The 19,324-nt window shown below is 55.6% G+C and carries 17 protein-coding genes; 13 read left to right on the top strand and 4 right to left on the bottom strand.

Features of this window, described 5'->3' with window-relative positions:
- Positions 1-37 precede the first annotated feature (37 nt).
- Both RY075_RS18495 and RY075_RS18490 read left to right on the top strand, forming a co-directional pair.
- The gene (locus tag RY075_RS18495) at positions 38-811 is read left to right on the top strand and encodes an FCD domain-containing protein (RefSeq protein WP_325773872.1); all 774 of its coding nucleotides are present in this window, start codon (positions 38-40) and stop codon (positions 809-811) included.
- A complete protein-coding gene (locus RY075_RS18490; RefSeq protein ID WP_023306858.1) occupies positions 808-1,284 on the top strand; it encodes a GNAT family N-acetyltransferase in 477 nt (158 codons plus the stop codon). The genes RY075_RS18495 and RY075_RS18490 overlap by 4 nt, the downstream gene beginning before the upstream one ends.
- Here the strand turns inward: RY075_RS18490 and galR are convergent.
- Positions 1,239-2,261 (bottom strand): HTH-type transcriptional regulator GalR, encoded by a 1,023-nt coding sequence (galR, locus tag RY075_RS18485; protein WP_003862806.1) that lies wholly within the window; start codon positions 2,259-2,261, stop codon positions 1,239-1,241. The genes RY075_RS18490 and galR overlap by 46 nt on opposite strands.
- Positions 2,262-2,878: 617 nt before the next feature.
- Between galR and aas the strand changes: the two genes are divergently transcribed.
- Together aas and lplT are read left to right on the top strand one after the other, a co-directional pair.
- Entirely contained in the window at positions 2,879-5,038 is a 2,160-nt protein-coding gene (gene aas / locus RY075_RS18480; protein ID WP_023314771.1) for a bifunctional acyl-ACP--phospholipid O-acyltransferase/long-chain-fatty-acid--ACP ligase, read from the top strand.
- The gene (gene lplT / locus RY075_RS18475) at positions 5,031-6,224 is read left to right on the top strand and encodes a lysophospholipid transporter LplT (protein WP_003862801.1); all 1,194 of its coding nucleotides are present in this window, start codon (positions 5,031-5,033) and stop codon (positions 6,222-6,224) included. Before aas ends, lplT begins: the two co-directional genes overlap by 8 nt.
- 93 nt (positions 6,225-6,317) lie before the next feature.
- Here the strand turns inward: lplT and RY075_RS18470 are convergent, their stop codons facing one another.
- The 3 genes from RY075_RS18470 to mutH all read right to left on the bottom strand — a co-directional run bounded on the left by RY075_RS18470 (position 6,318) and on the right by mutH (position 8,530).
- Positions 6,318-7,358, bottom strand: a complete 1,041-nt coding sequence (locus RY075_RS18470) for an NADP(H)-dependent aldo-keto reductase (RefSeq protein ID WP_003862795.1) — start codon at positions 7,356-7,358, stop codon at positions 6,318-6,320.
- A 132-nt stretch (positions 7,359-7,490) separates the two neighbouring features.
- A complete protein-coding gene (locus tag RY075_RS18465; RefSeq protein WP_003862794.1) occupies positions 7,491-7,709 on the bottom strand; it encodes a YgdI/YgdR family lipoprotein in 219 nt (72 codons plus the stop codon).
- 128 nt (positions 7,710-7,837) lie between these two features.
- Positions 7,838-8,530 carry a DNA mismatch repair endonuclease MutH gene (gene mutH, locus RY075_RS18460; RefSeq protein WP_338627886.1) on the bottom strand — a complete coding sequence of 231 codons (693 nt, stop codon included), beginning with the start codon at positions 8,528-8,530 and terminating at the stop codon, positions 7,838-7,840.
- Between the two features lie 683 nt (positions 8,531-9,213).
- Here mutH and rppH point away from each other — a divergent pair.
- The 9 genes from rppH to recC all read left to right on the top strand — a co-directional run bounded on the left by rppH (position 9,214) and on the right by recC (position 19,197).
- Positions 9,214-9,744: an RNA pyrophosphohydrolase gene (gene rppH / locus RY075_RS18455; protein ID WP_003862791.1), complete on the top strand. Its 531-nt coding sequence runs from the start codon at positions 9,214-9,216 to the stop codon at positions 9,742-9,744.
- Between the two features lie 12 nt (positions 9,745-9,756).
- Positions 9,757-12,003 carry a phosphoenolpyruvate--protein phosphotransferase gene (gene ptsP / locus RY075_RS18450; RefSeq protein ID WP_003862789.1) on the top strand — a complete coding sequence of 749 codons (2,247 nt, stop codon included), beginning with the start codon at positions 9,757-9,759 and terminating at the stop codon, positions 12,001-12,003.
- A 227-nt stretch (positions 12,004-12,230) separates the two neighbouring features.
- A complete protein-coding gene (lgt, locus tag RY075_RS18445) occupies positions 12,231-13,106 on the top strand; it encodes a prolipoprotein diacylglyceryl transferase (RefSeq protein ID WP_003862787.1) in 876 nt (291 codons plus the stop codon).
- Between the two features lie 6 nt (positions 13,107-13,112).
- Positions 13,113-13,907 (top strand): thymidylate synthase, encoded by a 795-nt coding sequence (gene thyA, locus RY075_RS18440; protein WP_232967423.1) that lies wholly within the window; start codon positions 13,113-13,115, stop codon positions 13,905-13,907.
- Positions 13,908-14,091: 184 nt separating this feature from the next.
- Positions 14,092-14,556 carry a prepilin peptidase-dependent protein gene (locus RY075_RS18435; protein ID WP_232967422.1) on the top strand — a complete coding sequence of 155 codons (465 nt, stop codon included), beginning with the start codon at positions 14,092-14,094 and terminating at the stop codon, positions 14,554-14,556.
- On the top strand, positions 14,547-15,107 hold the full coding sequence (locus tag RY075_RS18430) for a prepilin peptidase-dependent protein (RefSeq protein ID WP_032610062.1): 561 nt from the start codon (positions 14,547-14,549) through the stop codon (positions 15,105-15,107). The genes RY075_RS18435 and RY075_RS18430 overlap by 10 nt, the downstream gene beginning before the upstream one ends.
- Positions 15,104-15,502: a DUF2509 family protein gene (locus RY075_RS18425; protein WP_003862778.1), complete on the top strand. Its 399-nt coding sequence runs from the start codon at positions 15,104-15,106 to the stop codon at positions 15,500-15,502. The genes RY075_RS18430 and RY075_RS18425 overlap by 4 nt, the downstream gene beginning before the upstream one ends.
- Positions 15,487-15,810 (top strand): prepilin-type N-terminal cleavage/methylation domain-containing protein, encoded by a 324-nt coding sequence (locus RY075_RS18420; RefSeq protein ID WP_003862776.1) that lies wholly within the window; start codon positions 15,487-15,489, stop codon positions 15,808-15,810. Before RY075_RS18425 ends, RY075_RS18420 begins: the two co-directional genes overlap by 16 nt.
- A gap of 12 nt (positions 15,811-15,822) precedes the next feature.
- A complete protein-coding gene (gene recC, locus RY075_RS18415) occupies positions 15,823-19,197 on the top strand; it encodes an exodeoxyribonuclease V subunit gamma (protein WP_104469149.1) in 3,375 nt (1,124 codons plus the stop codon).
- Positions 19,198-19,324: the final 127 nt, after the last annotated feature.

Genomic DNA, 19,324 nt, shown 5'->3' with positions numbered 1-19,324 from the left:
CCGGCTCGCGCATTAACTGAAAAACACAGGTGAAAACGTGGATAAGGCTGTCATCCTGCCGGAAAAAAAACAGTACCAGGAGATTGGCGAGGATTTACGGGCGCAGATTATCCAGGGGCATTATCCCGTGGGATCGCGTCTGCCGCCGGAGCGCAACATCGCCGAGACGTATGGCGTGAGCCGCACTATTGTGCGCGAGGCGCTGCTGATGCTTGAGCTTCAGGGGACGGTGGATATTCGCCAGGGGTCTGGCGTGTACGTGATGCGCATTCCGGAGGAGCATGAAAACGAGGAAGAGCGTTTTCTGAACAGTGACGTGGGGCCGTTTGAAATTCTCCAGGCGCGTCAGCTGCTTGAAAGCAACATTGCCGCCTTTGCCGCAAAAATGGCGACGCGGGCGGATATCGACAACCTGCGCCGCATCATCGAGCAGGAGCAACGGGCGATTGCCGCCGACGATCGCAGCCAGGACAACAACAAAATGTTCCACCTGGTACTGGCGGGGGCCACACAAAACCAGATGCTGCTGGCGACCGTTGAAAGCGTCTGGCATCACATGGACAGCAGCCCACTGTGGCAGCAATTCAACGGCCACATCGCCAGCCGCGCATGGCGGCTGAAATGGCTCGGCGACAGGCAAACCATTCTCGCTGCGCTCCGCCGCCGCGACGTGATGGGGGCGTGGCAGGCGATGTTCCAGCATCTTGAAAACGTCAAAAAGAGCCTGCTTGAGCTGTCAGACGAAGACGCACACGATTTCGACGGCTATCTCTTCGAATCGGTCCCTCTTTTCCAGGGGAAGCTGGTGTGAATATACTGCCGCTTCACGCTGCGCCGCAGTTTACACAGCAGGTGATCGACTGGATCTGGAACGCGTTTGGTGAAGGTATGCCGCGTGCCTTTTTCCAGAGCATTGTCGAGCACAGCCTGACGCCGGGCGAGTTACCGCTCACCTTTATTGCCGTTGAGGATGACCAGCTGCTGGGCACCGTTGGGCTGTGGCGTTGCGATTTAATTTCCCGACAGGATCTCCACCCCTGGCTGGCTGCGCTATATGTCGATGAAGCCGCCCGGGGAAACGGGCTGGCGGGAAAACTTCAGCAGCATGTTATCGGCTACGCGCGACGCGCCGGGTATCACGAGCTTCATCTCTGGTCTGCCTGCCGCGACTTCTACGAACGTTACGGCTGGCACTACATCGGCGATGCGCTGGAATACCCGGATAAAACCGTCCATCTCTATCGCTGTTCGCTCACGGCTTCCGCGGGCGATACCACCGAGTGACGGCGCACTAAGGTTGGGCTGAACAGGTGGGTAATTTCCGGTGGCGGGCGATGCTCGGCCAGCGCTAACGCCAGTTCTGCCGCCTGCGTTGCCATGGTTACAATCGGGTAACGCACGGTGGTCAGGCGAGGGCGCACGTAGCGCGACACCAGCACATCATCAAAGCCAATCAGCGAAATTTCTGCCGGGACGTCAATCCCGTTATCATTCAGCACGCCCATTGCGCCGGCGGCCATGGAGTCGTTATAGCTGGCCACGGCGGTGAAATTCCGCCCGCGTCCCAGCAGCTCGGTCATCGCCTGCTCGCCGCCGCTCTCATCCGGTTCTCCGTACGCCACAAGACGATCGTTGCAGGGCAGACCGGCTTCGCGCAGCGCGTCGTAATAGCCCTGAAGGCGATCTTCCGCATCGGAAATTGGGTGGTTGGAGCACAGATAACCAATTCGGGTATGGCCCTGCTGGATCAGGTGACGGGTTGCGAGCCATGCGCCGTAACGGTCGTCGAGCGCCACGCAGCGGGTTTCAAAACCGGGAATAATACGGTTGATAATCACCATCCCCGGCATCTGTTTCATCAGATGGATCAGCTCGGCGTCGGGGATCATTTTGGCATGGACCACCAGTGCCGCACAGCGATGACGGATCAGCTGCTCAATGGCCTGGCGCTCTTTCTGTTCATTGTGGTAGCCATTACCAATCAGCAGGAAATTTCCGGTGTGATAAGAGACTTGTTCTACGGCTTTGACCATCGCACCGAAAAACGGATCGGATACATCCCCGACCACCAGCCCGATGGTTTCTGTCGACTGCTGGGCAAGGGCGCGCGCGTTGGCGTTAGGGTGATAATTCAGGTTTTCCATGGCGTCCTGCACGGCCTGTCGCGATGCATCACTCGCTTTAGGGGAGTTGTTGATTACGCGGGAGACGGTCGCGACGGAAACACCGGCCAGACGAGCCACATCCTTAATTGTCGCCATTCAATACCTTCTTATAGGGGTAAGCGTTTACACACTAACTAGTGTTGCGGAAAAGCGGCGCGCATTCAAGGGGAGCGGGTGAGCGTCCTCTGCAAATGTGAAGCAGAACATCCCTCGCGGTGTAATCGTTACACGGCCAGTCATGTCTGAATAATGGTAATCTGAACCTTTAGTTACACTTTGCCTCAGGCTGTTGCGATTGTCCGTTAGCAACGATGCGTTATGAATTGCTAGAGTCGAGATCCCAGAGGTATTGATAGGTGGAATCAACTTCGGTTGATTAACACGATTTACACCAACCTGCGTTTTACGCAGGTTTTTTTTTGCCTGTAAGTTCAACCTGTAACAGCAAAAGAGAATATTCACACCTGGTTGCACTTCGGCTCATTCCCTTGCGTTTTCCCGCTGGCGAAGCCTGTCGCCGGAGGCCACAATCAAGATCCCAGAGGTATTGATTGGTGAGAATTCCTGGTACGTTTTCGTACTCTTCTCTTGCACCAACCTGCGCGGATGCGCAGGTTTTTTTTCGCCTCTGTTTTTGCTATCGCTCCCTCACTACTTCTCGTGTAATCTGCCACCATTTATACCTTTCACACTGGCTGGCAAAGGGAGTTGAAATGCTTTTTGGGTTCTTCCGCACACTGTTTCGTGTCCTGTTTCGCATCCGCGTGACTGGCGATACGCAGGCACTCTATGGCGAGCGTGTTCTTATCACACCGAATCACGTCTCTTTTCTTGATGGCGTATTGCTGGCGCTGTTTTTGCCCGTGCGGCCCGTCTTCGCGGTGTACAGCTCCATCAGTGAAAAATGGTACATGCGCTGGCTCAAACCGCTGATTGATTTTGTCCCGCTCGATCCAACCAAACCGATGATGATTAAACATCTGGTGCGTCTGATTGGGCAGGGGCGTCCGGTGGTTATCTTCCCGGAAGGGCGGATTTCAGTGACGGGCTCCCTGATGAAAATTTACGATGGGGCCGGTTTTGTCGCGGCGAAGTCTCAGGCCACCGTCGTGCCGCTACGCATCGACGGGGCTGAGCTGACCTTTTTCAGTCGTCTGAAAGGGCTGGTGAAGCAGCGTCTGTTCCCGAAAATTACGCTGCATATATTACCGCCGACGTCACTGCCGATGCCCGAGGCGCCGCGTGCGCGCGACCGCCGTAAAATCGCCGGGGAAATGCTGCACCAGATTATGATGGAAGCGCGCATGGCCGTTCGCCCGCGCGAGACGCTGTATGAATCGTTGCTGTCGGCCCAGTATCGCTACGGTGCGAAGAAAAACTGCATTGAAGACATCAACTTTACGCCGGATACCTACCGTAAGCTGTTGACCAAAACGCTGTTTGTCGGGCGTATCCTGGAAAAATACAGCAAACAGGGTGAAAAGATCGGCCTGATGCTGCCAAACGCGGGTATCAGCGCGGCGGTGATCTTTGGTGCCGTCTCCCGGGGCCGCATTCCGGCGATGATGAACTACACGGCGGGCGTGAAAGGGCTCTCCAGCGCGATTACCGCGGCGCAAATCAACACCGTCTTTACCTCCCGCCAGTTCCTGGATAAAGGCAAGCTGTGGCACCTGCCGGAACAGCTGACGCAGGTGCGCTGGGTGTTCCTGGAAGATCTGAAAGCAGACGTCACGACCGCCGACAAGCTGTGGATTTTCGCGCACCTGCTGATGCCGCGTCTGGCGCAGGTTAAGCAGCAGCCGGAGGATGATGCCATTATCCTCTTTACCTCCGGCTCTGAAGGCAACCCGAAAGGTGTGGTTCACAGTCACAAAAGCATTCTGGCGAACGTCGAACAGATTAAAACCATTGCTGACTTTACCGCCAACGATCGCTTTATGTCGGCGCTGCCGCTGTTCCACTCATTTGGTCTGACCGTGGGGCTCTTTACGCCGCTGCTGACCGGTGCCGAGGTGTTCCTCTACCCAAGCCCGCTGCACTACCGCATTGTGCCGGAACTGGTTTATGACCGTAACTGCACGGTGCTGTTCGGGACGTCCACCTTCCTCGGAAACTACGCGCGCTTCGCCAACCCGTATGATTTCTTCCGCGTGCGCTACGTGGTGGCGGGGGCGGAAAAACTCCAGGACAGCACGCGCCAAATCTGGCAGGACAAATTTGGCCTGCGCATTCTGGAAGGTTATGGCGTGACGGAGTGCGCGCCGGTGGTCTCCATCAACGTTCCGATGGCGGCAAAACCCGGAACGGTTGGCCGCATTCTGCCGGGGCTGGACGCGCGTCTGCTGGCGGTGCCGGGTATTGAAGACGGCGGACGTCTTCAGCTGAAAGGGCCGAACGTCATGAACGGCTATCTGCGTGTGGAAAACCCGGGGGTGCTTGAGGCGCCGACGGCTGAGAACGTCAATGGCGAGGTTGAAACGGGCTGGTACGATACGGGCGATATCGTGCGCTTCGACGATCAGGGCTTCGTGCAGATCCAGGGACGCGCAAAACGCTTCGCCAAAATCGCCGGGGAAATGGTCTCTCTTGAAATGGTCGAGACGCTGGCGACCGCAGTCTCAGCAGAGAAAATGCATGCGACCGTGGTGAAAAGTGATGCCAGTAAAGGCGAGGCGCTGGTGCTCTTCACAACAGACGGTGAACTGAAGCGTGACGCGCTGCTCAGGTATGCACGCGAACACGGTATCCCCGAGCTGGCGGTCCCCCGCGATATTCGTTACCTCAAACAGTTACCGGTGCTGGGCAGCGGTAAACCCGATTTCGTGACCCTGAAGGGCATGGTTGAAGAGGCGGAACAGCAAAATGCGTGAGTCAGTGCACACTAACACTTCAATCTGGTCGAAAGGCATGATGGCGGTTATCGCCGCCCAGTTTCTTTCCGCGTTCGGCGATAACGCGTTGCTGTTTGCCACGCTGGCGTTGCTGAAAGCTGAGTTTTATCCCGACTGGAGCCAGCCGATCCTACAGATGGTGTTTGTGGGTGCTTACATCGTATTTGCGCCGTTTGTCGGCCAGGTGGCGGACAGCTTCCCGAAAGGTCGGGTCATGATGTTTGCCAACAGCCTTAAGCTTCTGGGCGCGGCAAGTATCTGCTTTGGTATCAATCCTTTCGTCGGCTACACGCTGGTGGGCATTGGTGCGGCAGCCTACTCCCCGGCGAAGTACGGCATTCTGGGTGAGCTCACCACCGGTGATAAGCTGGTGAAGGCCAACGGCCTGATGGAGTCCTCCACCATTGCGGCTATTCTGCTGGGTTCGGTGGCGGGTGGCGTACTGGCAGACTGGCATGTGCTCGCCGCGCTTGGCATCTGCGCCCTGATGTACGGTGGCGCGGTGATCGCCAACCTGTTTATCCCCAAACTGGCCGTGGCGCGTCCGGGGCAATCCTGGCGCTTCGGGCCCATGACCGGCAGCTTCTTCAACGCCTGCCGCGTACTGTGGCGTAACGGTGAAACACGCTTCTCGCTGATGGGCACCAGCATGTTCTGGGGGGCCGGCGTTACGCTGCGTTTCCTGCTGGTGCTGTGGGTGCCGGTGGCGCTGGGCATTACTGACAACGCCACGCCGACTTATCTGAATGCCATGGTCGCCGTCGGGATTGTTGTCGGGGCCGGGGCTGCGGCAAAACTGGTGACGCTGGAAACCGTCGCGCGCTGCATGCCTGCGGGGATCCTGATTGGCGTCGGCGTTCTGTTCTTCTCCCTGCAACATGCCCTATTGCCTGCCTATGCCCTGCTGCTGCTGATCGGCATGTTAGGCGGTTTCTTTGTGGTGCCGCTAAACGCGCTGTTGCAGGAGCGCGGCAAGCAGACCGTTGGGGCGGGTAACGCCATTGCGGTGCAAAACCTTGGTGAAAACATGGCGATGTTACTGATGCTGGGGATTTACTCGCTGGCGGTAAAAGCAGGTGCGCCGGTCGTGGCAATCGGGGTAGGATTCGGCGCGCTGTTCGCGCTGGCGATTAGCGGGCTGTGGGTCTGGCAGCGTCGTCGTTGAATTGTGCTGCCTGATGCCCTCAGCCCGGCCCTCTCCCACAGAGAGAGGGTGAAAACCCTAAAAACGGCAACGTGCGTTGCCGTTTTGCTTTTATTACGGTGCCGGGTAGGTATAAACCTGATGCACCGCTTCTATCTCCGCTAATACCTCTTCACTCAGGTTCAGATTGAAACTCTCAATATTGGTTTTCAACTGATCCATCGTCGTTGCGCCGAGCAGGGTACTCGCCACAAACGGCTGACGACGCACGAAGGCCAGCGCCATCTGCGCCGGATCGAGTCCGTGGCGTTTCGCGATATCCACGTAGGCCGCAACGGCTTTTTGCGTCTGCTCGCCGCTATAGCGGGTGAAGCGGCTGAAAAGCGTGTTACGCGCGCCAGCCGGTTTCGCGCCGTTCAGGTATTTGCCCGTCAGGGTACCGAAGCCCAGACAGGAGTAGGCGAGCAGCTCCACCTCTTCGTACTGCGTCACCTCCGCCAGACCCACTTCATAACTGCGGTTCAGCAGGCTGTACGGGTTCTGAATGGTCACGATGCGCGGCAGATCGTGTTTATCGGCCAGATGCAGATAGCGCATCACGCCAAACGCCGTCTCGTTGGAAACGCCGATGTAGCGGATCTTACCCGCCCGCTGGCACTCCGTGAGCGCTTCCAGCGTTTCCAGCAGGGTAACGGCCGGAGCACTTTCGTTCCAGGTGTAGCCAAGCTTACCGAAGCAGTTCGTCGGACGCTGCGGCCAGTGCACCTGATAAAGATCGAGATAGTCGGTTTGCAGGCGCTTGAGGCTTGCATCCAGCGCCGCACGGATATTCTTGCGATCGAGGATCTGATTAGGGCGGATCCCGGCATCGTTATTACGGGAAGGTCCGCTGACTTTGGAGGCGATGACCAGCTTTTCGCGATTGCCGCGTTTCGCCAGCCAGTTGCCGACATACGTTTCAGTAAGACCTTGTGTTTCCGGGCGGGGAGGAACGGGGTACATCTCCGCCACGTCAATCAGGTTAATGCCCTGGCTGACGGCGTAATCGAGTTGTGCATGGGCATCGGCTTCGCTGTTTTGTTCACCAAATGTCATGGTGCCCAACCCCAGTTGGCTGATCTCCAGAGCGCTGTGGGGGATACGATGATAATGCATAGCCGGTTTCCTTTTTTAGACATACAGACTGCGTCAGGAGCCTCCCGACAAAGGAATATAAACATGGCAGAGGGAAGGCAAAAGGGGAAGGAAAAAATCAAAAAGGCCAGCAAGCTACTGACCTTTATCTGTTTAACGCTCGATGATCTGGGAGACTTCGTCGCGATTAATCTGCATTTGATTGCCTTCGCGATCGCGGTAACTCACCAGACCGGTATCGTCGTCGACTTCGGGTTTGCCATCGGTCAGGATCATACGACCATCTTTCGTTGACATGACATAGTCGCTGCTACAACCCGATACCGCAAACGCTAAACCGACTGCTGAGATAATTACTGCCCATTTTTTCATCGTTCTCATCCTCACCTGGCTCGTATCAAATCATAGTGTAGTAATAACCTGATATTACGACAGGTGAAAGGGGGGAAATCTTAAAAAGGAGGAGATTATGTTAGCCGGAGCGCAAAATTAGTAAAAAACTATGTTTTCAACAGGAAGTGGCGTGCCAGCAGTGACCCGGTGAAATTCTTTTTAAGATAGAAACCGCGCGGCAGCGTGAGGATCGGTTCGCCCTGTGCGCCTACCGCTTCAGTGAGCGCTTTGCTGTTGGCGGCTTTGGGACGAAGTTGCAGCACTTCGCCATGCCGGGCGGTGATCCGCTCAACCTGTCCCAGCACAATCATGTCCATCAGCTCTTCCCAGTCCTGGGAAAGCAGTCTCTCCTCTTCATCATTCGGACTCCAGAGCAGCGGGGCGCCAACGCGACGCTCTGCCAGCGGGATCTGCCTGTCGCCCTCAACGGGTACCCACAACACCCGCTTCAGCTTATGCCTGACGTGGCTGGTTTCCCAGGTCACTCCGCTGTTACCCGTGAGCGGCGCAACGCAGACAAAGGTGGTTTCCAGCGGCCGCCCCTGGCTATCGATGGGGATCGTCTTCAGTTCCACCCCCAGCGCCGCAAAATCTTGTTCGGGTTTACTGCCCGCGCTTGCGCCCAGCCAGCGTTCCAGCAACACGCCGATCCAGCCCTTATCACGCTTTAGATCGTTGGGTATCGTCAACCCCGCCATCACGGCCAGCTCGCCCAGTGAATAACCTGCCAGACGTTGTGCCTGCTGGAGCAACTGGGCTTCACTGACGGGAGGGGAGAGCAGTGGGGCGAGAGAATGCATGCAAACAACCTTTTGATTAAAAAATGAGCTGATATTTTATCCCTTGTGGACAGAGTTTACCTTTTTCTGTGCACCTATTCCATGTGGATGATTTATTTCATCTTTTTTAGACTATAGCCCGTCGCGCCGCGGCTAAAAAACAGGTTGTGCAATTCTGGTCACTGACAATAAACAGGATCTTACACCATGTTATCCACAGAAAAATGGGATAACTGGGAATAACTGCCACTACTGTTTCAATTTACAGCCTTGACGTGCGATGAAAATCGAATTTTCACACAAATTGTGCCTAACTTATTGGCACAATCTGTGGATAAAACCGACGCTGTTCGATCTTTCATCAGCAGGAGGATCTTTGATGTGACGATCGTCACGTTAATCGCCTCTGGCACCCTTAATTCCAATCTAATATTATGAATTTAAATGATTTATTATTGGCAGGGTAAATTGGCGTTTCGTCGGGTTACAAGGTTGTTCATCGGTAATTCCGCACTTCTTCACAACTATATCCACAGAAAAGGTGAATAAAAATGGTCTCTGTCGCCCGCATCTGTTTATAACTCCTCACTAAATTGTGAGTTATTCAAATGTTGTTAGGTTGCAGGCCTGTAAGAGAGTGGTTTACCGCCTCCCTGTAGTGTGAAACAATCATTCATATATCAGATTTAGTTTGGGGTAGTCCGGTGATTGATGACGATGGCTACCGCCCAAACGTAGGAATAGTAATTTGTAATCGTCAGGGCCAGGTGATGTGGGCCCGGCGATATGGTCAGCACTCCTGGCAGTTCCCGCAAGGCGGGATCAATCCTGGAGAGTCCCCAGAACAAGCGATGTACCGGGAGCTGTTTGAAGAGGTTGGTTTAAGCCGAAAAGATGTTCGTATTCTGGCTTCGACCCGCAACTGGTTGCGTTACAAGTTACCGAAACGTTTGGTGCGTTGGGACACAAAGCCGGTTTGTATCGGCCAGAAACAGAAGTGGTTTCTTTTGCAGTTGGTGGGCAACGATTCAGATATCAATATGCAAACCAGCAGCACGCCAGAGTTTGATGGCTGGCGCTGGGTAAGCTACTGGTATCCGGTTCGTCAGGTCGTGTCATTTAAGCGCGATGTATATCGTAGGGTGATGAAAGAGTTCGCAAGTGTCGTGATGCAGCTTCAGGAGACGCCTCCGAAGCCACAGAGCGCACCTGCCTGGCGACGTAAAAGAGGTTAAGCTACGCAAATCATGCTCACCCGCTTGCGAGAAATAGTTGAAAAGGTTGCCAGTGCGCCTCGCCTCAACGAGGCGCTGAATATTCTGGTGACGGACATCTGTCTTGCGATGGAAACCGAGGTCTGTTCGGTCTACCTGGCCGATCATGACCGACGTTGCTACTACCTGATGGCAACCCGCGGTTTAAAAAAACCACGGGGACGCACCGTCACGCTCGCGTTTGATGAAGGTATTGTTGGCCTGGTCGGGCGACTGGCGGAGCCAATCAACCTTGCCGATGCGCAAAAACACCCCAGCTTCAAATATATCCCTTCCGTCAAAGAGGAGCGGTTCCGCGCTTTCCTTGGCGTGCCTATTATTCAGCGCCGCCAACTGCTTGGCGTGCTTGTTGTCCAGCAACGAGAGTTGCGGCAGTACGACGAAAGCGAGGAGTCTTTCCTCGTCACGCTGGCAACGCAGATGGCTGCTATCCTCTCCCAGTCTCAGCTGGCAGCCCTTTTTGGGCAGTATCGTCATACCCGCATCCGCGCGCTTCCGGCCTCGCCGGGCGTCGCGATTGCCGAAGGCTGGATGGATGCCACGCTCCCGCTGATGGAGCAGGTCTACGAAGCCTCGACGCTGGATGAAGCGCTTGAGCGCGAACGGCTTACCGCTGCGCTGGAAGAGGCGGCGAATGAGTTTCGTCGCTACAGCAAACGCTTTGCCGCTGGCGCTCAAAAAGAGACGGCGGCCATTTTCGACCTCTACTCACACCTGCTTTCCGATGCGCGTTTGCGTCGTGAGTTATTTGCCGAGGTCGATAAAGGTTCGGTGGCAGAGTGGGCGGTTAAAAAGGTCATTGAAAAATTTGCCGAGCAGTTTGCGGTGCTGACTGACGGTTATCTGAAAGAGCGCGCCGGCGATTTACGCGCGCTTGGGCAACGTCTGCTGTTCCACCTCGATGATACTATTCAGGGGGCGAACGCCTGGCCGAACCGGTTTGTGCTGGTGGCCGATGAACTCTCAGCGACGACGCTGGCGGAATTACCGCAGGACAGGCTGGCGGGCGTGGTGGTGCGCGATGGCGCTGCTAACTCCCATGCCGCCATTATGGTGCGCGCGCTCGGTATTCCGACCGTGATGGGGGCGGATATTCAGCCCTCCGTACTGCATCGCCGTACGCTGGTGGTGGACGGATACCGTGGTGAGTTGCTGGTGGATCCTGAACCGGTTCTCCTTCAGGAGTACCAGCGTCTTATCAGCGAAGAGAATGAATTAAGCAAGCTGGCGGAAGATGACGTCAACCTGCCCGCGCAGCTCAAGAGCGGTGAGCGGGTGAAGGTGATGCTCAACGCTGGCTTAAGCCCCGAGCATGAAGAGAAGCTCGGCAGCCGCATCGATGGCATCGGCCTCTACCGCACCGAAATACCGTTTATGCTGCAAAGCGGCTTCCCGTCAGAAGAGGAGCAGGTGGCGCAGTATCAGGGCATGTTGCAGATGTTTAATGACAAACCCGTCACGTTGCGCACCCTGGACGTCGGCGCGGATAAGCAACTGCCCTATATGCCCATCAGTGAAGAGAATCCCTGCCTCGGCTGGCGTGGGATCCGCATAACCCTCGATCAGCCGGAAATCTTCCTTATCCAGGTTCGTGCCATGCTGCGTGCCAACGCGGCCACGGGGAATCTCAGCATTTTGCTGCCGATGGTCACCAGTATTGACGAGATCGACGAAGCGCGGCGGTTGATAGAACGTGCAGGGCGCGAAGTGGAAGAGATGATCGGCTATGCGATCCCTAAACCCCGTATCGGCGTGATGCTTGAAGTGCCTTCAATGGTCTTTATGTTGCCGCAGCTGGCGACCCGCGTTGATTTTATCTCCGTTGGCACCAACGACTTAACGCAATACATTCTGGCAGTCGATCGCAACAATACGCGTGTTGCCAGCATCTACGATAGCCTGCATCCGGCGATGCTTCGTGCCCTGGCGATGATCGCCCGCGAAGCCGAGCAGCATAATATCGACCTGCGCCTGTGCGGTGAAATGGCCGGCGATCCGATGTGCGTGGCGATCCTGATTGGTCTCGGTTTCCGTCACCTGTCAATGAACGGACGTTCCGTTGCGCGTGTGAAATACCTGTTACGTCACATCGAACAAGATGAGGCGCGCGAACTGGCCGCGCGTAGCCTGGAAGCACAGCTGGCAGCCGAAGTGCGCCATCAGGTGGCTGCGTTTATGGAGCGACGCGGCATGGGCGGTTTGATCCGCGGTGGCCGCTGATCCCCACAAAATAATGACTGCTCGGACGACCCCTCTCCCTTGAGGGAGAGGGATGGGGTGAGGGAGAACTGCGCGCATGAACCCCTATACACATCTTTTACATCTCAGGCGCATCCTCCGCGCCTGCCTTATGCTATGATTCGCAACTTTGGAGCACCTGCCAACGGCGGGAATGCAATTCACCCGCTGTCCACTTTCAGCGGAATAACAACATCTTGTGGTGACAGATGAACAGTGGTTATCTGCATTTTCCGGAATTCGATCCGGTTATTTTCTCAATAGGACCTGTAGCGCTGCACTGGTACGGTCTGATGTACCTGGTGGGCTTCGTTTTTGCCATGTGGCTTGCTGGCCGTCGCGCCAGTCGTCCGGGCAGTGGATGGACGAAGAACGAAGTGGAAAACCTGCTTTATGCCGGCTTCCTCGGCGTATTCCTGGGAGGTCGCATCGGTTATGTCCTGTTCTATAATTTCCCGGTATTCCTGAACGACCCGCTCTATCTGTTCCGCGTCTGGGACGGCGGTATGTCCTTCCACGGCGGACTGATTGGTGTGATCCTCGTGATGGTGATCTTCGCCAGACGCACCAAACGCAACTTCTTCCAGGTGGCTGATTTTATTGCGCCGTTAATCCCGTTTGGGCTGGGCGCAGGGCGTCTGGGCAATTTCATCAACGGTGAGCTGTGGGGGCGTGTCGATCCGAGCGTGCCGTTTACCATGCTGTTCCCGGGCTCCCGCGCAGAGGATATCGCGCTGCTGCCTTCGCATCCTGAGTGGCAGTCCATTTTCGATACCTACGGCGTCCTGCCGCGCCATATGTCACAGCTCTATGAGCTGGCGCTGGAAGGCGTGGTGCTGTTCATCATCCTGAATCTTTATATCCGCAAACCGCGTCCAATGGGGGCTGTCTCCGGTCTGTTCCTGATTGGCTACGGCGCGTTTCGTATCATCGTCGAGTTCTTCCGCCAGCCGGATGCGCAGTTTACCGGTGAATGGGTACAGTACATCAGCATGGGGCAGATCCTCTCCATCCCGATGATTGTCGCGGGTGCCATTATGATGATTTGGGCGTATCGTCGTCGTCCACAGCAACAACTTTCCTGAGGAATCATGAAACAGTATCTTGAATTGATGAAAAAAGTGCTCGACGAGGGCACGCCGAAAAACGACCGCACCGGCACCGGTACGCTCTCCATTTTTGGCCACCAGATGCGCTTCAATCTGCGAGAAGGCTTTCCTCTGGTGACAACGAAGCGCTGCCATTTGCGCTCGATCATTCATGAACTGCTCTGGTTCCTGCAAGGCGATACCAACGTTGCTTATCTACATGAAAACAATGTCTCCATCTGGGACGAGTGGGCAGATGAGATCGGCGACCTGGGTCCGGTCTACGGCAAGCAATGGCGCGCGTGGCCTACCCCGGACGGCCGCCATATCGACCAGATCACGACCGTCATAAACCAGCTGAAAAATGATCCGGACTCGCGCCGTATCATTGTCTCTGCCTGGAACGTGGGTGAACTGGATAAAATGGCGCTGGCGCCTTGCCACGCGTTTTTCCAGTTTTACGTGGCGGACGGCAAGCTCTCCTGCCAGCTCTATCAACGCTCCTGCGACGTGTTCCTCGGCCTGCCGTTTAACATCGCCAGCTACGCGCTGTTGGTGCACATGATGGCGCAGCAGTGCGATCTTGAAGTGGGCGATTTTGTCTGGACGGGCGGTGATACCCACCTCTACAGCAATCATATGGAACAGACGCATCTCCAGCTGACGCGCGAACCGCGTGCATTGCCGAAGCTGGTGATCAAACGTAAACCGGACTCGATCTTCGATTACCGTTTTGATGATTTCGAGATTGAGGGTTACGACCCGCATCCCGGCATTAAAGCTCCTGTCGCCATCTGATACGGCAAATCCTGACACAACCGGTGCTCTTTAGCGCCGGTTTTTTTTCACGCCCGTTTTGTTTTTCGAGCCTGTTTCCAGAGATGATGCAACGCGTTGCAACGGGTGAAATTCTCCTGAAAGCGGCTCGTAAAGTTCTGGTTTGACGCTCGCACCGTTTCTGCTATTCCTCCACACTCCCGCCATGAAAAACGAACAAGGCTTTACGCTTATCGAAACCCTTATCGCCGTTTCGCTGGCAGTGATCCTCAGCGCCACAGGACTCTATGGCTGGGACAGCTGGCAGCAGCGGCAGCGGCTTTGGCAAACCGCCTGCCAGGTGCGGGATTACCTGGTGTTTTTGCGCAATGACGCCAACCGTCACAACAGCGAGCACAGGATCGCGCTGTATAACGACGGTGAAAAGAACTGTCTGGCCAGTTCAGCGGTGACCGGTTGTGACAGCGGCGGACCGTTCGTGATGAAGCCGATGTGGCCAGGGGTCACGATAAGCGACATAACACCTGCGCTGGGATTTTACGGTTTAAGAGATACCGCGTGGGCCGGACATATCCGGGTGCAGAGCCGCGCTGGTGGGTGGTGGGTTATTGTCTCAAATGGCGGACGTATCAGGCTGTGTAATGCCGCAGGAGAAGATGCATGCCAGTAAATCGAAAAGGGTTTTCCCTGCTGGAAGTGCTGATTACGATGACGATAAGCAGCATTCTGTTACTCAGCACGTCACGTTTTTTACCGGGGCTACAGCGGGGGGTTTTACTGCAATCCGGGCAGCAGGAGCTGGAGGATGAGGTCTGGCAACGTCTGTTCGCGGTCGGTAAACAGTTTCAGAGAGCAGGATACTGTGCAGGGCATTGCCAGGGACAGGGGATGATCATCGGCAGGCAAGGACGATGTGCGATTGTGCAATGGGATGCGAACAGCAACGGCCAGTGGGATAGCACCGCGTCAGAAAACGACAGTACGGGATTCCGGCTTGAGTCCGGATCGCTTGAAACGCTGCGGGGCGCCACATCCTGTGACGGTAAGGGATGGGATAAGCTCACCGACCCGGATCGGGTCCTGATAGAGCAATTTATGGTCACTAAAACCGATCGTGCTGGCTTTGCGCCGGTCATCAGTATCGAGCTGCGTGCCCGCCGTAAAGGTGAACTGACCGCCCCCTTTTCGGCTCGCCATACCGTAACGGGGTTTAATCTGTGAATCGTCAGCGGGGCATGTCATCGCTGGCGCTGGTCCTGCTATTGCTGGTGCTCGGCACGCTGATCCTCACCGGATTAAATCAGCAGTTGCAAACCTTTAGCACGCTGGTAAGTGGCGAGAGTTTGTCTGTTCGCCAGCAGGCTGCCGTGCAATCTGCACTGGAGTGGGGGCGCGTTCAGGAATGGGCTTTACAGCCAGAGGTTCAGTGCAAACAGACACAGCGTTTGCGGGTCTGTGTAAGGCTGTTTGGGGAGCGTGTTTTGCTTATTGCCGGCAATGACGATCTGTTGCTATGGCAAGGCGGGGACATCGCGGAAGGGCAGATACGCTTTTCCGCCCACGGCTGGAGTGATTTCTGCCCCCTTAAGGAAAGTACGCTATGTCAGTTACCCTGAGCAGACAAAAAGGATTTAGCATGGTTGAGGTTTTGCTGGCAATGATGTTGCTGGTTGTGGTTGTGACGGCGTTATCCGGATATCATCGCGCGCTGGCAGCCCGGTATGCGGCGCTTAGCCAGTATCGTCAGCTATGGCATCATGCGTGGAATCAATCGCAGATCTCAACATTAACGCTCCCGCCGGGCTGGCAAGTCAGTCGGGGGCAGACAACACAGTCCGGATGTGTCAGCATCACGGTCACACTTATTTCTCCTATGGGGCGGCAGGGCGCGTTAACGCGTCTGCACTGCCCGGTTAGCCGCTAGTCGGGAGCGTTTATGCTAAGGGTTTACCACTCAAATCGTCTGGATGTGCTGGAAGCACTGATGGAGTATATCGTTGAGCAAGAGCGTCTTGACGATCCGTTTGAGCCAGAAATGGTGCTGGTGCAGAGCACCGGTATGGCGCAGTGGCTGCAAATGTCCCTTTCGCAGAAATTTGGCATTGCGGCGAACATCGATTTTCCGCTGCCCGCGAGCTTTATCTGGGAGATGTTTGTTCGCGTCCTGCCGGACATCCCTGAGCAGAGCGCCTTCAACAAACAAAGCATGGCCTGGAAACTGATGACGCTGCTGCCGGACATGCTGGCGCGTGATGAGTTTGCCATGCTGCGGCACTACCTGAATGACGACACCGACAAGCGTAAACTTTTCCAGCTGGCCTCACGTACTGCCGACCTCTATGACCAGTATCTGGTTTACCGTGCAGACTGGCTGATTCGCTGGGAAGCGGGAGAATTAGTCGATGGGTTACCGGAAGCGCAAATCTGGCAGGCGCCGCTCTGGAAAGCGCTGGTCGAGCATACCGGGAAACTCGGTCAGCCTAAGTGGCACCGTGCTAACTTGTACGATCGCTTTATCTCGATACTTGAGAACAGCGCAGAACGGCCAGCCCGTTTGCCGTCACGCGTGTTCATTTGCGGTATCTCCGCGTTGCCCCCTGTCTACCTGAACGCGCTAAAAGCGCTCGGTAAGCACACTGATATCCATATCCTCTTTACCAACCCGTGTCGGCACTATTGGGGGGATATTCAGGATCCGCGCTGGCTTTCACGGCTGGTCACCCGTCAGAGAAAACGTCTCTTTGAAGAACGCGCGGTGCCGCTGTTTAAAGACAGTGAAAACGCGGCGCAGCTTTTTGATGAAGAGGGGATTCAGAACCTGCCGAACCCGCTGCTTGCCTCGTGGGGCAAGCTCGGACGTGACTATATTTATCTGCTTTCAGATATCACCTCCTCGGGAGAAGGGGATGTGGATGCGTTTGCCGATATTACGCCGGATAGCCTGCTGCACAATATTCAGCTTGATATTCTGGATTTAGAGAACCGTGCCGTTGCCGGGATCACTGCCGAGGAGTTTGCGCGAAGCGATAAGAAGCGAAAACTGGATCCTGACGATCGTAGTATCGCGATCCACGTTTGTCACAGCCCACAGCGTGAAGTTGAAATTCTTCATGACCGCCTGCTGGCCATGTTGCAGGACGACCCAACCCTGACACCGCGCGATATCGTGGTGATGGTGGCGGATATCGACAGCTACAGCCCGTTTATTCAGGCGGTATTTGGCAGCGCAACGGGCGACCGCTATCTGCCCTACGCAATCTCTGACCGTCGCGCTCGTCAGTCACACCCGGCGCTACAGGCCTTTATCAGCCTGCTTTCGCTGCCTGATAGCCGGTTTATCTCTGAGGATGTGCTGGCACTGCTGGATGTGCCAGTTTTGGCCGCACGTTTCAACATTAACGAAGAGGGGTTGCGCTATCTGCGCCAGTGGGTCAACGAATCCGGTGTCCGCTGGGGTATCGACGATGATAACGTCCAGGAGTTCGAACTGCCAGCAACCGGCCAGCATACCTGGCAGTTTGGGCTGACGCGCATGCTGCTGGGGTATGCAATGGAGAGCATCCACGGCGAATGGAATGACGTGCTGCCGTACGATGAATCCAGTGGGTTGATCGCGGAACTGGTTGGTCACTTAGCCTCGCTGCTTATGCAGCTCAACCGCTGGCGCCGTGCATTGATGCAGCCCCGCCCGCTCGAAGAGTGGCTGCCAGTTTGCCGCGAAATGCTGAATGATTTCTTCCTGCCGGACAGCGAAACTGAAGCCGCCATGGCGCTTATCGAGAAGCAGTGGCAGGCCATCGTTGATGAAGGGGTTAATTCGCACTATCACGAGGCGGTTCCCCTTTCGCTTCTGCGTGATGAGCTGACGCAACGTCTCGATCAGGAGCGCATCAGCCAGCGCTTCCTTGCGGGGCCGGTGAATATTTGTACCCTGATGCCAATGCGTTCAATCCCGTTCAAAGTGGTCTGTCTGCTTGGCATGAACGACGGTATTTATCCGCGTGCGCTGCCGCCTCTGGGCTTTGATCTTATGAGCGCACAACCGAAGCGGGGTGACCGCAGCCGCCGCGATGATGACCGTTATCTCTTCCTTGAGGCGCTGATGTCTGCGCAAAGCAGGCTGTATATCAGCTATATCGGACGTTCAATTCAGGATAACAGCGAGCGTTTCCCGTCTGTGCTGGTGCAGGAGCTAGTGGACTACATTGGACAGAGCCACTATCTGCCGGGCGATGAAGCCTGCAACTGCGACGAAAGCGAACGTCGGGTGATAGCGCATATCACTTGCCACCATAGCCGTATGCCGTTCGATCCTGTCAACTACGTTCCTGATGAACTGCAAAGCTATGCCCGCGAGTGGCTTCCCGCCGCGAAGAAAGCGGGGACGCCGCAAACCGATTTTATTCAGGCGCTCGAACCGCGCGCTATAGACACCCTCACGTTTGAGCAGCTACAGCGCTTTTGGGCACACCCGGTTCGGGCGTTTTTCCAGCAACGCTTGCAGGTGAATTTCCGCTCTGAAGAGAGCGAAATCCCCGATGCGGAACCGTTTATTCTTGATGGGCTGGAGCGTTTTAAGCTTAATTCCCAGCTTCTGAATGCGCTGGTTGACGAAGAAGACGCCAGTAAACTGTTCCGACGTTACAGGGCGTCGGGATTACTTCCGTATGGTGCATTCGGTGAAATCGTCTGGGATGCCCAGTGCGAGGAGATGCGAGCGCTAGCTGATCGCGTTATCGCGTGTCGGCAGCCGGCGAGCAGCATTGAAATCGATCTCGATTGTAACGGTATGCACCTCAGCGGCTGGCTCACGCACGTGCAGTCTGACGGGCTGCTGCGCTGGCGGCCATCCATGCTCAGCGTTTCACATGGCCTGCAACTCTGGCTCGAACATCTTGTCTACAGTGCGAGTGGTCACGAAGGTGAAAGCCGGTTGTTTGTACGTAAGGACGGCGAATGGCGTTTCCCGCCGATGGAGCCTGAGCAGGCGTTGACGTACCTGTCGCTTTATATTGAAGGTTACCGTCAGGGCATGAACAAACCCCTGCTTTTGCTGCCTGAAAGTGGGGGGGCATGGATAAAAGCCTGTTATGACGCGCAGAATGATGCCATGTTAACGGATGAGGCTTCGCTCCAGAAAGCGCGCAGCAAGTTTTTGCAGGCCTACGAAGGGAACATGATGGTACGTGGCGAAGGTGACGATGTCTGGTATCAACGTTTATGGCGAACGCTGGAGCCAGAATATTTCGACATTATCACCCAGGAGGCGCAACGCTACCTGTTACCGTTATACAAATTTAATCAGTCCTGAGTGCTGTATAAAAATTGCGCAGTATGAGGTGTTCATTTATGATGCACCTCTTATCACGGACTGATGTACCCAAAGAAAGAGATGCTGGCGTGTCCAGCACGCACGTTGTTAATGATGTAGCCGTGAT

It is taken from the genome of Enterobacter sp. JJBC (assembly GCF_036936505.1).
In the GTDB taxonomy this organism is placed as follows: domain Bacteria; phylum Pseudomonadota; class Gammaproteobacteria; order Enterobacterales; family Enterobacteriaceae; genus Enterobacter; species Enterobacter hormaechei_C.
This window is presented reverse-complemented; position numbering and strand designations above follow the sequence as displayed.